The organism is Acinetobacter sp. YH12131 (assembly GCF_013418635.1).
GTDB classification, from domain to species: domain Bacteria; phylum Pseudomonadota; class Gammaproteobacteria; order Pseudomonadales; family Moraxellaceae; genus Acinetobacter; species Acinetobacter towneri.
This window is the reverse complement of the sequence record NZ_VPBQ01000001.1, coordinates 278,799-292,760: the sequence shown is the minus strand read 5'-3', so window position 1 is coordinate 292,760 and position 13,962 is coordinate 278,799. Positions and strand designations below refer to the sequence as shown.

Here is a 13,962-nt window from a genome sequence, read left to right as displayed (position 1 = left end):
TAGATAGACCCTAATTTTCGATGACACGCACATCTTCAACAAGCATTAATTCACACGCGCCCGCCCCTGTATCATGACGGCTTAAAGAACTGCGCCACTGCCACCCATCTGCGGCAGTAACTTCAACCAATTTACCTTTCAAATAAATCAAATCATCTTCATCAATCTGTTTTAACTGTGTCGCAATCGCGGGTGTGGCAGGAATTAAATGCGTATTGGCGCTCAAACTTGCAATCTCTTGCACAGGAATCGGTGGTGCTTGTTCATAACGCCAATGATACCAACGGTTGCTTTGACGAATAGACAACTGTTTATACACTTCAGGCTTGGCCATTTCGCCCCATCCCAAAGCAAAATCGATAGGGCTAAGTTCGGCTTCACGTCCAAAATTATAATTTTCACGTGACAATACCCGAAACTCACCTTCATAGGTTTCCAAAGCTTGAATGGTATAGTCTTTAAATTGATGCACTTGCTGCGATGACTGATAGGTTGTGCTATCCGCAATTCCTCCATCTGGCTGGAACAGCGTCATCCACAACAAATACAATATGGCAATTACCACAAAAAATTTAACTAAACGGCTCATGTGCTGCTCATTGGGGTGGATCATCTGCATGTATCAGGCAGGCAGCTAATTTTAACTTAAAAGCATGTTTGAAATCTTGTGCCATTGGACGAAGCGTTGAGAATGATAAACTGCCACGCTATACACAGCTTGACTTATAGCCCCGATTCACGTCAATTTCACAGACACGGCGTAAGCTATAAGTATTGCTTATCAAACAACTTTGCAACATTGAAGCGGAACATCATCATGGCGAATAAATTTGAATTTAAAATTCGTATCTATATGGAAGATACTGATGCAGGCGGCATTGTTTACCACGCCAACCATATTCGCTTTATGGAACGTACCCGTACCGAATGGCTTCGTGCATCGGGTGTTGATCATTATTGGCATCAACAAGATTACAACTTTGTCGTGCATAAAATTAACGTGAAATATTCACGTCCAATCTTAATGGATGACCTAATTACTGTTACAGCAAGTGTAGTTTCGTGTAAAGCGTCATCATTTGTATTGCAACAAAATATTTATCGTGGTGAAATCATGCTTGCATCTGGCGAGGTTGAATTGGCCTGTCTTGGTTCAGATATGAAACCACGTCGTCTGCCAGATGAAATTCGTAGCCTTATTCTGAAAGAATTAGGACAAGATTAAAAAAATGAATTGGCACATGTAGTAACTATGGCAACACAACTCGAATCATCTCTTCAAGTATCAGATCTTATTTTACAAGCAAGTCCTGTTGTTCAGCTGGTAATGCTCTCGCTGCTTTTAGCATCATTATACAGTTGGTATCTGATTGCCAAGTTACACATGAGCTATAAAAAAGCACAGGCAGATGATCAGCATTTCCAAAAAATCTTCTGGTCTGGTGCAGAATTAAATACGCTTTACAACAACGCACAGCTCAATTCAAAACGTGTCGGTTTGGAAGATATTTTCTATCAAGGCTTAGGTGAGTTTTTAAAACTCAAAAAGCGCCAAGCGCCTGCTCCACAAACCATTGAAGGCACAGAACGTATTTTACGTGTCGGTTTAAGCCGCGACCAAGCTCAACTTGAACAAGGCTTAGGTGCATTAGCCAGCATTGGTTCGGTTGCGCCATACGTTGGTTTATTTGGTACCGTCTGGGGCATTATGAATGCCTTTATTGGACTGGCAGATGTCGATCAAGTCACATTGGCAACAGTCGCACCAGGGATTGCCGAAGCCCTCATTGCCACAGCCATTGGTTTATTTGCCGCCATTCCTGCGGTACTTGCCTTTAACCATTACACCGCCAAAGGCGAAGCGATTTATTCTGATCGTGCTTTATTTGCCGAAGAAATGGTGGCTTTATTACAACGTCAATCTTTAGGCAATACTAAGGATCACGACTAATGGCCATTCAACGCTCAGGACGCTTCGAGCGCATTAAGAAACCACTCAAAAGTGACATGAATGTAGTGCCCTATATTGATGTCATGTTGGTGTTATTGGTGATTTTTATGGTTACTGCACCGATGATTACCAGTGGGATTCAAGTCGATTTACCTCAAGCCAATGGTAATCCAATTGAATCGAAAGATGCCCCTGCTTTGGTGACTTTAAATAAAGATGGGCAATATTTTTTAGAATACAAAGAACACAAAGCCGAACCTTTGGAATTAGCCCAACTGAAACAAATTTTGACCGATGCTCAAATTCAAGCCAAAGCTGAAAACAAAGAGTTTCAGGTTGTTATTCGCGGTCATAATACACGCCCTTATGGTGATGTGATTGCGTTAATGTCTGACTTACAAGATGCGGGTTTAACCCAAGTTGGATTGCTGACCGAGCCTTTAAAGTAATTTATGAAAGATTTTAAAAAGCCACCTTTTCAACAAAAAGCCATCGCGATTGGGTTCACCGTAGGTGTCCACCTTATCGCAGTGGTTGGCTTGCTTTATTTGGGCATGAGTAAAGCACCTGAGCCGCCTAAACCCATTAAAACGGTATTAATAAAACCAGAAGATTTAAAACCCTTATTAGAAACTGAATCTGCTGAAACCACACATGAAAATGTAGCAGAGCAAATTACTCAAACAGCCGAGCCTGCTCTTGAACCTGCCCCTGTCATTCCAACACCTGCAGCGGCTCCTACGCCACCCGCTCCTCAAGTTGATACACAAAAAACTGCACAAGCAGCAGAGGCTCAAGCACGTGCAGAACGACAAGCTGCTGAAGCCAAACAAATTGCAGAGCGACAAAAACTAGAAGCTGAACGCTTAAAAGCTCAACAAGCACGCGCCGAAGAACGTGCTCAACGAGAAGCTGACGCCAAAGCAAAAGCTCAAGCCGATGCCAAAGCACGTGCTGAAGCAGATGCTGTACGTCGTAAAGAAGCCGAAGCCCTGAAAAAAGCAGAAGCGGCAGAAAGACGTCAACTCGAAGCCAATGCAGCAGCAAAACGCAAAGCTGAAGCAGATGCAAAAGCCAAGGCAGATGCTGAGGCAAAACGTAAAGCTGACGCAGATGCAAAAGCCAAAGCTGATGCAAAACGTAAAGCTGACGCAGATGCAAAAACCAAAGCAGATGCCGATGCAAAACGTAAAGCTGCAGCAGATGCAAAAGCCAAAGCTGATGCCGACGCAAAACGTAAAGCTGCTGCAGATGCAAAAGCCAAAGCTGATGCCGAAGCAAAACGTAAGGCTGACGCAGATGCAAAAGCCAAAGCTGATGCCGAAGCGAAGGCACGTGCCGATACTGAAGCCAAAGCTTCAGCTGCCAAACAAGCTGCAGAAGAAGCTGCTCAGAAAAAGGCTGAAGTACGACGCATTGCATCCACTGCTAAACGCGATTTCGAAAATAAAATCAGACGAGCGTGGGATACCCCAGCTGGTTCTTCGGGTCAACGTGCAACTGCCCGCGTGACTTTAAGTGACAGTGGCGCAGTTCAGTCTGTCGTGGTTAATTCTAGCGACCCTGACATGAAAGCCAGTGTAGAAGCTGCTGTTCGTGCTGCCGCACCTTATCCGATGCCATCAGACCCAGATGCACGACGCGAAGCACGTAGCTTCACCTCTACCTTTACAGCGCAATAAGTTACCAGTTAGCCGAATAACATCTATTTGGCTAACTCCTTCTCAAAATATTTACGAGTATAAATAAATTTAAATTTTCACAGTGTTATAACAGTTTTATTATAAATTCATGCTTTCATTCCTACCAAAGCATGCCATTATGTACCACAATTACATCCAAAAAAGTTATGTTGATTTGAGAAAATAGCGAATGATGGAAACAACGCGTAAACACCTACTTTGTCTTGCTATTTTAACTGCGCTTAGCCCAGTTTTAAGCACACAATCTTTTGCACAACTGCATTTAGAAATTGCCAAAGCACCAGAAGAAGCACCTAAAATTGCCATTGTGCCGTTTGGCAATGATCAAAGTATTTATCCTATTGTAGAAAACGATTTAAACCGTTCAGGCAAATTCACCAGTTCATCTAAAAACCTTGCTGCAACTGCAAGCATGAACAATCCAAATGCAGCTGCATGGCAAGCCGCAGGTGTACCTTATGTGGTGACAGGAAATGTCAAAGCCACTGCAGAAGGCGGTTATGAAGTTCATTACCAACTTTATGATGTGCAAAAACAGCAATACTTATTGAATGAATTATTGAGCGTGCCTGCATCACGCGTGCGTTCTGCTGCACACATGATCAGTGATGCCATTTATGAAGCACTCACGGGCATTAAAGGTGACTTTAGCGGACGCATTGCCTATGTACTGCGCAATCCTGCAACGCCTGAGCAACGCTATACGCTGCAAATTGCCGATACTGATGGTGAACAGCCTAAAACTATTTTGACTTCGCGTGATCCTATTTTATCGCCTGCGTGGACACCAGATGCCAAAAAAATTGCCTATGTGTCGTTTGAAACCAAGCGTCCTGCTATTTATGTGCAAGACTTGGCGACAGGTCAGCGTGAAAAATTAGCCAGTTTCCGTGGTTTAAATGGTGCTCCAAGCTTCTCACCAGATGGTCAAAGCATGTTGTTTACCGCATCCATGCATGGCAATCCAGAAATTTATCAAATGAATTTAAGCACCCGTGAACTGCGACGCATGACCAATGACAGTGCGATTGATACCGAAGCACGTTATGCACCAGATGGTAAATCATTTATTTACACTTCAGATCGTGGTGGTTCCGCACAAATTTATCGTTATGACTTTGCCACAGGCAGCAGCAAACGCCTAACCTTCCGCGGTGCATTTAACGCACGTGGTACGCTCAGTGCCGACGGTCGTAAACTGGCATTGGTACATCGTCCAAGTGGCAGTAACTACAAAGTCGCAATTCAAGACATCAACACCAATATCACCAATATTTTAACCCCAACCAGTTTGGATGAGTCGCCAAGCTTCTCACCAAATGGGCAAATGGTAGTGTACGCGACACGCGAAGGTGCTCGTGGCTTATTATCGATTATGTCTTTAGATGGTCGCTTCCGCATGAACTTACCTAGTGAACAAGGTGAAGTGCGTGAACCTGCGTGGGCACCAAAATAATGAGTACCCGCAAAGTAAATACGTTTTCAGTTCTGTTTTAAAACCAAAAATCAAGCTTCATGGAGATGAGGATGAACGCAGTTAAATTATTGGTACTCCCTGTTTTGGCATCGGCTTTAGTGATGACAGGTTGTGCAAACCGCAAACCAACGACTGACTTACAAGCAGGTCAAACACCAAGTGGCGCAACCACAGTCAACACCCAAGGTTTGAGTGAAGATGCAGCTTTAAATGCACAAAACCTTGCAGGTGCATCTGCTAAAGGTGTAACCGAAGCCAACAAAGCTTTCTTAGCAAAGCGCGTGGTGCATTTTGACTACGACAGCAGCGAATTATCTAATGATGATTACCAGACTCTACAAGCACATGCACAGTTTTTAATGGCCAATGCCAATTCTAAAGTGGCACTTACAGGTCATACCGATGAGCGTGGTACACGTGAATACAACATGGCATTGGGCGAGCGTCGTGCCAAAGCAGTTGAAAGTTTCTTAATCACCAGCGGCGTTAACGCAGGTCAGCTTGAAGCAGTGAGCTATGGTAAAGAAATGCCAGTCAACCCTGGACATGATGAAAATGCATGGAAAGAAAACCGTCGCGTAGAAATTAACTACGAAGCTGTTCCACCATTATTGAAATAATAATTTGCTGTTTGGGAAAAACTCGTTTAGAACGTGTTTCCCCAATACGAAAAAAGCGCTCTTTATTACAAGGGCGCTTTTTTATGACATAAAAAACTGGGCAAACGAATATTTTAAAAACTAACAGATAAGTGCAGAAATACAGCTTTGCTTCAGTTATTCCGACTCGGCATCAGCTTTTGCAGTTTGCATAGATTCAATCAAATCATGCTTGTTAAACTTTTTATATTCAGGTTTAGACTCGTAATCTTTCCAAGCGGCTTTCATCTTGTCCTCAGAAATATCGTCTAAACTAATCCCTTCGCTTGGCGTTGGAGTCGCATCAAACTTTAACGTTGTCATATCTGTGCTCCTATCTCAAATTAAATCCTTCACATCAACATAGCACTTTCTGCAGGACTTGCAAGGGTAAAATCACAGCAAATAGTCGAGTTTAATTTTTCTTTTAACGCGTTCTCATCTAAACTATTGCAGCATATTGTTATCCTCATTTTTGCAGTCATTCGGAGTTTTCCAGTCATGTCATACCGCACCCTTTCCCAATTTCTACAACAACAAACTGGAAATTTAACACCCGAACTTGCTCAAGTGATTGAAACTATAGCCAATACTTGCAAAACAATTGACCAAACATTACAAAAAGGTGCATTGGCGGGCGTATTAGGCAGTGCACAAAATGAAAACGTACAAGGCGAAGAACAAAAGAAATTAGATGTTATTTCAAATGATTATTTAATTGAAGCGTTACAAAAACATCCTAATGTGGGTGGTTTGGCGTCGGAAGAATTAGACGAATTCACTCCTGCTCAGGAAAATGGTCAATATTTAGTTTTATTTGACCCACTGGATGGTTCAAGCAACATCGACATCAATATGTGTGTGGGTACCATTTTCTCAATTTTACCTGCAAAAAATGCCGTGACCCAAGCTGCAGACTTTATGCAAGCAGGTACACAACAAGTTGCTGCAGGTTATGTCCTGTATGGCCCATCTACCATGATGGCGCTCACTGTTGGTGCAGGCGTGGTATTCTTTACCTTTGACCCAGAAAGCCAAGAGTTTTTGGTGACTGCAGACAACATTCAAGTTGCTGCCGATACAAAAGAATACGCGATCAATGCTTCAAACCAACGCCATTGGGAAGCACCTGTAAAACGCTATATTGATGAGCTTTTGGCTGGTAAAACTGGGCCACGCGAAAAAGACTTTAACATGCGTTGGGTTGCATGTATGGTAGGCGATATTCACCGTATCCTTTGCCGTAGCGGGGTTTTCATGTATCCATACGACTTAAAAGACCCGAAAAAAGCAGGTCGTTTACGTTTAATGTATGAAGCCAATCCAATGAGTATGCTCATGGAACAAGCAGGCGGTGCGGCAACCACAGGTCGTGTGCGTATTTTAGACATCCAACCCACAGACCTACATCAACGTGTGCCTGTCATCATTGGCTCAAAAAATGAAGTCGATTTGGTCAGCAGCTACCATCAATAATTTTTAACAACAGCAGTCGGCCATTCGCTGACTGCTGTGGATTTTATCGCATGCCTACGATTTTTTTAGAATCAAAAGATAACCCGAAAATTAAACACTTACGTGGTTTAATTGAACAAAATAACTATCGCAAAAAACAGGGACAAACGGTACTTGAAGGTACACATTTGTGTCTGGCGTGGTTACATGAAAATAAAAAAATCAATTCGATTTTTACCACCGAACATGCACTAAGCCATCCTGACTATGAGCGTATTTTGGCTAAATACACAGGCGTGGTCTTTGTCATTGGCGAATCTTTATATAAAGATTTAAGCACTTTAGGCACTTCCCTTGCCTGTTTAGCCATTGTCGACGTGCCAAGTTCAAGCCAAGCTTTAGACTTTAAAGCAGACACACTGATTTTAGAAAATGTGCAAGATCCGGGTAATGTCGGCACCTTATTGCGCTCTGCAGCAGCAGCAGGTATTGAACAAATTATTTGTACCAAAGGTTCTGCCTCACTTTGGTCGCCACGGGTGTTACGTGCAGGCATGGGCGCACACTTTAGCTTGCATACCTTTGAAAATATTGAACTCGAAGATGTCTTAGCACAATTTCAGATTCCTGTATATGTGACCAGTTCACACCATGCAGAAAGTCTCTATTCCAAAAATCTGCGTAAGGCTTGCGTCTGGATTCTAGGCAATGAAGGTCAAGGTGTGTCCGATTATGCCTTACAGCATGCAGAAGCGGTAAGTATTCCACAACCAGGTGGACAGGAATCTTTGAATGTGGCAATTGCAGGCTCAATCTGTTTCTTTGAAATGGTACGCCAACGTCTGTAAATGGTTAATTTATTTTAAAAAGACTAGCCCTGCAAAAAAAATAGATTAGACTGAAAATAATAACTTGCAATGTCAACCAAACCATTGTTTTTAGCGTTATAAAAATATGATGTTAAAAATAATGGTGGGTATCCAATGACAGGATTTTCCATCTCTATGGATTTAAACCCGAAGTCGTCACACTCGGAAAATTTGAGTGCTCTTAAGAGTACGGCTGAGCAACGTCTGAAGAATTTCATGCAAGACGTAACGGGGCGTGCCTTAGTGATGATGGAAAGTGCAACGCAAGGACAGCACGGCATTGCTATGGATTTGGTGCAAGAAGCCTTTATTTCCTTGCATAAATCTTATGCTGACAAAGCCACAGAGGAATGGTATCCCCTGTTTTACACCATTTTAAATAACAAATTACAAGATTGGCGTCGTAAAGAAGCTCGCCGCGCTCAACCGTTTTCATGGTTCAAAAAAATCAGTTTAGATGATGACGATGTTGAACAACTTGATATTGTCGATGAGCAAGCACTCAATCCTGCAGAGTTTTTAGATCAAGCTGTGACTGTAGAAGAAATTCAGGCAGCAATTGCGGGGCTTCCTGTGCGGCAACAACAAGCTTTTATGTTACGTGCTTGGGAAGGTTTTGATACGCAAACCACCGCACAAATTATGAACTGCACTGAAGGCAGTGTAAAAACGCATTATCACCGTGCTATTCAAGCTTTACGCAACAGTTTGGCACATATGAATCCGTATCTGGGAGGATCATCAGAATGAAACAAGATGATTTCTTAAAACAAGTGACATCTAAACTTGATGGATTGGCTCGCCACCATCAAGACAAAGCCGCGGTCATGAATCATGTCTTGGACAATATTCAAGACAAGAAAACATCGCGCTATGGGCTTTGGAAAATGTCAGGTTTTGCATTGGCTGCGGCAATTGCAGGTTTTGTGGTCTTGCCAAATTCAATTGAAATGACCACACAGCCGCAGAATCAAGCTGTATCTGTTCCTAAACTTTCTCCACAAATGGTGGAAGATTTAGAAATGTTAATGGTGTTGGGTGAGGACAAAGTTCCACATGGCAGCTAAACGAATTGTGATTGCGTGTTGTGCGCTCAGTTTTTTACAAACCAGTTTTGCAGGGTTTGAGCGTTTTTGGATTTTTTCCAAAGATGCAGATACGCAAATTTCAGAAACCTGGGAAACTCTTTCTGAAGAAGAACAATTGGCCTTAATTAAGCGCTATCAAAACTTAAAAGAAATTCCTGCAGAAAAAAGCGTAGCTTTACAGCAGCGGATGGATTGGTTTACTCAACTGCCTGATAGCGAAAAACAAAAAATGCGTGAAACTTGGCAAAAAATGAGCACGCAAGAACGTCGTGAATTAGGACAACGCTTGCAACAAGCAACACCTGAACAACGACCTTTAATTCGTCAGGAATACATTCTTAAATATCAGCAGCCTGCAATGAGTCACTAATTTTATCTGTTCATGGATAATAGAAAGTACTTGAAGTCACCAATAACAAAAGCCTCATCGTGTAAAACAGATGAGGCTTTTGCAATAAAGAGTCGGTAGATTACGATTTTCTTGGACGTTGACGATAGAACGCCAATCCGATTAAACCAAACATACCCCAGAAACCTAAGCTTCCCCCACCGCCACCACTGGCTTCATAATTGGTATTTTTCGCTGTATTTTCTAAAGTAATGGTCGCTTCAGGCGATAATTCCAGTTCATGATCGAAAATCGTGTATTTCAGCTCATAATCAAATGGGCTAAAGCTATTTCGTACTTGAACCTGAATATTGCCACCATAACAAATTTCACGTGCATAATCCCCAGGACAAGGTGCTTGACGATCTGCCGTAAGTACCACACCTGAAGGTACTTGTGTAAAACGAATTGCCAGTTCTTGTCCTGTACTATCTTTATAGAATGCAGGCTTATTGGTATTTTCTTTCAAAGTGCTGATAGAACCATCGCCTGCATCGCTATCATTCAGCAATGGATTAAAACTCACTTTGAGGTCTGTACCATATTCAAGTCGTACACGATCATCTTTTGCAATTGGGGCAATATTGCTAAATTTACCTTCAAGTAAGCCCGAAGAATGCAAATTACTGTCCAATTTTGAGGTAATGGTGTATTTACAATACGCTGAATCGGTTGCTTCTGTGACTTTATCATTCAGTCGATACATCACAATCCGTTGCAACTGTGCATCCCATTCACATTTGAATAGTGGATCTTGGGTCAATTTATCGGTACTAAATGTGGTACCTGAACCCGAAATTGCACCAATCCCCAATACTTCAGTGCTAATGCTAAAGTTGTCAGAATTAAGCTGTCTTAACTGAACAAATTTCCCATCTGCAGTTGGTTCATCTTGCTTTAATGCCATCGCAAATGGATCAACATAAATGGCACGATATTGCTGCTTAGCTTTGGTATTCGCCAACAAATCCTGCATCGTTTTCAAATCAGTACGCGATTGAGAAACGACCGAAGATGCAGCATCTTTACTTTGATCTATCGCAGACTGAATACGGTCAATTTGTTGCTGATAATTGGCAAATAAACTTTCATAAGAGACATTACGCAAGCTTTGAATATCGGCTGCATTTAAGCGCATCACTTCTACAGAGCCAATTTCACAGGTATTTTTTGCATCAGGATTTAAAGTTAAAGTTGCATTACTCACCCGCGCTAAACCACGTTGTTCATAATCACTACACCCCATGCTGTTTACATCAATCAAATCTTTCGCAGGGTCTGAACCAAGTTTTGGATAATACAACGGCAGGAATAAATTATAAGCAGATGGTTCTTGCAAGGGCTGCAATACTTGATCAAAGCTAAGCCCTGTCAAATCCAAATTTTTAGCACCATCATAAGAACTATTTGCTGTTTCAGGCAAATCACACTCGCCTTGCTCTGTCGCTGATCCCATTGCGAATAAGGCATTGCGAATTGTGTTGATGTTGCGCGCCTGCTCTAAGCTCGCAGGGAATGCATAACGACAAGATTTACCTTGGTTAAAGGCCAACATATTAAAAGAGAGGACAATACGTGGATAATTGTCATAAAACAAAGTACTCAATGCTTTATTTTCAACAATGGTATTACTTTGCAAATACACCTGTGACAAAGTGCTAAGCGGATGATTTTCTGCATTACTTAAGTTAAAGATATGACCTTTGCTGGTATCAGCTTGGTTTTGTGCAATCGTACTGGCAGTCAACGCAAGATCTGGTTGGCCGCAAAGATCAAAAGTACTAAGACTATTTGCAGCACCATTTTTCACAATACTGCTGCGGTCAATTTTCACCATAGAGCGTGTATTGACCAAGTTAGCACTACAATCCATTGCCAACACACTGCCTACTTTGGCTTGGTTCGCATGGATATAAGCATTCTCTAAATTGACTTGACGCTCCGCTTGATGAGCAACAACGTAAATTGCACCACCTTGTTCTGCATGCGAATTTTGAATTTCGACATTGTTCGCAGCTAGTGGGCCTGCCACAAATAATGCACCACCTTTGCCTGCATCTACAGGGTTCGCATTACCACCACCATTGGCATCCCCATTTTTTAGAATGACATCGTATAGCGCCACGCTGGCTTGGGTATCTGAAGTATTGATAATACGGCTATTGCCCTGTGCATTAATACTGGTTTTTAACGGTGCAATTGAAGGATAACGATGGGTAATCGGATCTACTTGGTTATAGTCGACTGCTGTCGCCCCATAAATACGCACCATAGATTGTGGGCGTAATTCTGAGTTTAAGATATATTCCCCAGCCTGCAACTGAATCATATCGGTTGCACCACGGTTGGTATTGCCTGCACTACATCCACCGAACGCAATATTCTGCTTGGCCGCAACTAACGCTTCACGTAATGAACATTTGCTTAAGTCTTCACCATTTTGATCTTCAAAGGTCGTGACCTGAATCACACGATTATCTGCTGCCATAAGCGACATAGCAGACAGCACCATTATCCCTAATAGTGTTTTTTTATTATTTTTCATATTCATCCTTTATGCTTTTCTACGGCGTAAACCCAACAAACCCAATAAAGTCATTAATCCGTAAGCGCTCCATGCACCACCAGAAACTTTTATTTTATCGCTTTCCATACGATTTTCATGTTCTTGAATAACTTGGACTTTCACTTCCATATAAGGTGTTGTGCTGTTAAAGCGTGTGGTGCTGGTAACTAATTTAATTTTAAAGACATCTGCACCATGCCAAGCAGAATCTGGGGTATATACCAAATTCCCCAACTCATCTACGGTCAATTTTCCTTTAGAACGTGTATCGAGTTGCTCAATTTGCACACAACCTGCTTGCCATGCTTGGCCTGTCGGATTGTTTGGATAGACTTGATCACAAAATTCTTTAGGCACCAAATCACTATCACCCAACAAATCACTCACCGACATTTTAGCAATTTGACCCGCCAAAATATCTTGACCTATAAGCCCCATAGTTTCAGGAACCATCACCTCTATTGCACCACGGTCACATAAGGTAATATCTGACTGACGGTTTTTACCGCGCTGATCTGAAGCAGCACAACCGACTACCGTATTATCTCCCAGTTGTAATTGCCCACGATTTAACACCACAGAATCTTTCAGGCTGTTATAACTGAGCAATACGCGTGGGCGCATAAAGCCCAAGAATGAGTTCTCAGGAACTTGATATGGACAAAAGAGTGCCGTTTTATCTTGACTGAGAGTTTGACATGCACCTTCAAGCATATTACCTGCAAGCACCGAATTCGCAGTCCATAGCGTATTTGGATAGTTGCTATCGCCTGCTCCACAGCCTGCACCAACTAAATTATTTTGCAATCTTGTTGCATCTGAACCTGCTTGCACACAGTTTGCTGCAGTATTCACACTCACAGGATGTGGATTGCCTAAAATCACACTATTGGCAATATAGGCTTTACCCAAAGGTGCGTTGAGATACACACCACGGCTGTTACCAATCAAGCTAATGCTATTGACACCAATATCATCCAGCACATTCATGACATAGCCTTCATTTGCAGTAAAAGTACTGCTCACGATCATATTCCCCATACTAGGAAAGGCTTTGATTTCTTCATCTGCCAAACTTGCTGCAGAATAGAGATTGGCTGAAGCAACTGATATGGTTTTGTTGCCTTTAAATACTGAAGTTGTAATCACAAAGCGTGGGAATTGCGTATAAATGACGCCACCTTCCTGCGCTTGGTTAGCTTCAAGCAAGCTATTTTTGATCTCAATAAAACCTGCAGGGATCTTCTCGTCAGTCATTTGTGCGAGGTTATAAATTGCCCCACCTTGATTGGCTACACCCTGACTCAGTTTCACATAGTCTAAAATTAAATGTTCATTATTATAAATCAGACCACCTTGTTGCTGACGACAGCGTTCCTCACCGCAGCCCTGTAAAGTTAATTCTTTTAAAGAAACTTTTAAGAAACGATCCTTGCTATCTTCAATGTGGAAAATTCGCTCATTGCCGCGCATCTGAATCGTGGCATTATTCAAACCTGGGGCAGTTTTATCATTCAGACTACTGTCATAGGTGGTTTTAATTTCAAGGTTTTCTGTAATTTTAAGTTGAGTATCAATTTGATAGACGGCTTTCTTTTCTAATAAAATCACACTTGAGGCATTTTTGCCGCCACAGCCCAAATAGCCTTCTTCAGGCATGCCTAAATTAATATACTCAATGGCTTCACGCAAAGAACATTGTTGATCATCTGCTTTGGTGTCAGCAGTGGTGGTGACAATGATATTACTACTATATGCATGACCTGCGATAAACAGCATACCAATGCCGATGCTCTGCTTGAGCATAAGCGTACTCCTTGTAATTTT

15 protein-coding genes are annotated in these 13,962 nt (G+C 42.1%); 11 read left to right on the top strand and 4 right to left on the bottom strand.

All coding sequences use genetic code 11. The annotated features are described in order from the left end of the window. Positions 1-10: 10 nt before the first annotated feature. Complete coding sequence (locus FTU66_RS01435; RefSeq protein ID WP_180112199.1) at positions 11-589, bottom strand: hypothetical protein; 579 nt, start codon at positions 587-589, stop codon at positions 11-13. Positions 590-817: 228 nt separating this feature from the next. On the opposite strand from FTU66_RS01435, the gene ybgC reads away from it, so the two are divergent. The 6 genes from ybgC (at position 818) to pal (ending at position 5,751) form a co-directional block, all read left to right on the top strand. Continuing rightward, positions 818-1,225: a tol-pal system-associated acyl-CoA thioesterase gene (gene ybgC, locus FTU66_RS01430; RefSeq protein WP_004971791.1), complete on the top strand. Its 408-nt coding sequence runs from the start codon at positions 818-820 to the stop codon at positions 1,223-1,225. A gap of 27 nt (positions 1,226-1,252) precedes the next feature. Beyond that, positions 1,253-1,951: a protein TolQ gene (gene tolQ, locus FTU66_RS01425; protein WP_179989288.1), complete on the top strand. Its 699-nt coding sequence runs from the start codon at positions 1,253-1,255 to the stop codon at positions 1,949-1,951. Continuing rightward, positions 1,951-2,400, top strand: a complete 450-nt coding sequence (gene tolR / locus FTU66_RS01420) for a protein TolR (protein WP_070154130.1) — start codon at positions 1,951-1,953, stop codon at positions 2,398-2,400. The genes tolQ and tolR overlap by 1 nt, the downstream gene beginning before the upstream one ends. A gap of 3 nt (positions 2,401-2,403) precedes the next feature. Then, positions 2,404-3,633 carry a cell envelope integrity protein TolA gene (gene tolA / locus FTU66_RS01415; protein WP_104851738.1) on the top strand — a complete coding sequence of 410 codons (1,230 nt, stop codon included), beginning with the start codon at positions 2,404-2,406 and terminating at the stop codon, positions 3,631-3,633. Positions 3,634-3,826: 193 nt separating this feature from the next. Continuing rightward, the gene (gene tolB / locus FTU66_RS01410) at positions 3,827-5,110 is read left to right on the top strand and encodes a Tol-Pal system beta propeller repeat protein TolB (RefSeq protein ID WP_026438303.1); all 1,284 of its coding nucleotides are present in this window, start codon (positions 3,827-3,829) and stop codon (positions 5,108-5,110) included. Between the two features lie 71 nt (positions 5,111-5,181). Further along, positions 5,182-5,751: a peptidoglycan-associated lipoprotein Pal gene (gene pal, locus FTU66_RS01405; protein WP_131261174.1), complete on the top strand. Its 570-nt coding sequence runs from the start codon at positions 5,182-5,184 to the stop codon at positions 5,749-5,751. A gap of 156 nt (positions 5,752-5,907) precedes the next feature. Here pal and FTU66_RS01400 read toward each other — a convergent pair whose 3' ends face one another. Then, entirely contained in the window at positions 5,908-6,093 is a 186-nt protein-coding gene (locus FTU66_RS01400) for an NF038105 family protein (protein WP_004971800.1), read from the bottom strand. 177 nt (positions 6,094-6,270) lie between these two features. Here FTU66_RS01400 and FTU66_RS01395 point away from each other — a divergent pair, with 177 nt between their 5' ends. From FTU66_RS01395 to FTU66_RS01375, 5 genes are all read left to right on the top strand, one after another. After that, positions 6,271-7,245 (top strand): class 1 fructose-bisphosphatase, encoded by a 975-nt coding sequence (locus tag FTU66_RS01395; protein ID WP_004971801.1) that lies wholly within the window; start codon positions 6,271-6,273, stop codon positions 7,243-7,245. Between the two features lie 50 nt (positions 7,246-7,295). Beyond that, positions 7,296-8,072, top strand: coding sequence for an RNA methyltransferase (locus FTU66_RS01390; RefSeq protein WP_004971802.1), 777 nt, complete (start codon positions 7,296-7,298; stop codon positions 8,070-8,072). A 156-nt stretch (positions 8,073-8,228) separates the two neighbouring features. Then, positions 8,229-8,843, top strand: a complete 615-nt coding sequence (locus FTU66_RS01385; protein WP_004971803.1) for an RNA polymerase sigma factor — start codon at positions 8,229-8,231, stop codon at positions 8,841-8,843. Beyond that, positions 8,840-9,160, top strand: coding sequence for a hypothetical protein (locus tag FTU66_RS01380; RefSeq protein WP_180112198.1), 321 nt, complete (start codon positions 8,840-8,842; stop codon positions 9,158-9,160). The genes FTU66_RS01385 and FTU66_RS01380 overlap by 4 nt, the downstream gene beginning before the upstream one ends. Then, a complete protein-coding gene (locus FTU66_RS01375) occupies positions 9,150-9,551 on the top strand; it encodes a DUF3106 domain-containing protein (protein ID WP_004971806.1) in 402 nt (133 codons plus the stop codon). Before FTU66_RS01380 ends, FTU66_RS01375 begins: the two co-directional genes overlap by 11 nt. A 100-nt stretch (positions 9,552-9,651) precedes the next feature. On the opposite strand, the gene FTU66_RS01370 is transcribed toward FTU66_RS01375, so the two are convergent. Both FTU66_RS01370 and rbtA read right to left on the bottom strand, forming a co-directional pair. Continuing rightward, positions 9,652-12,066: a CSLREA domain-containing protein gene (locus FTU66_RS01370; protein WP_225530188.1), complete on the bottom strand. Its 2,415-nt coding sequence runs from the start codon at positions 12,064-12,066 to the stop codon at positions 9,652-9,654. Positions 12,067-12,123: 57 nt separating this feature from the next. Continuing rightward, on the bottom strand, positions 12,124-13,941 hold the full coding sequence (gene rbtA, locus FTU66_RS01365) for a rhombotarget A (RefSeq protein WP_180112197.1): 1,818 nt from the start codon (positions 13,939-13,941) through the stop codon (positions 12,124-12,126). Between the last annotated feature and the right edge of the window lie 21 nt (positions 13,942-13,962).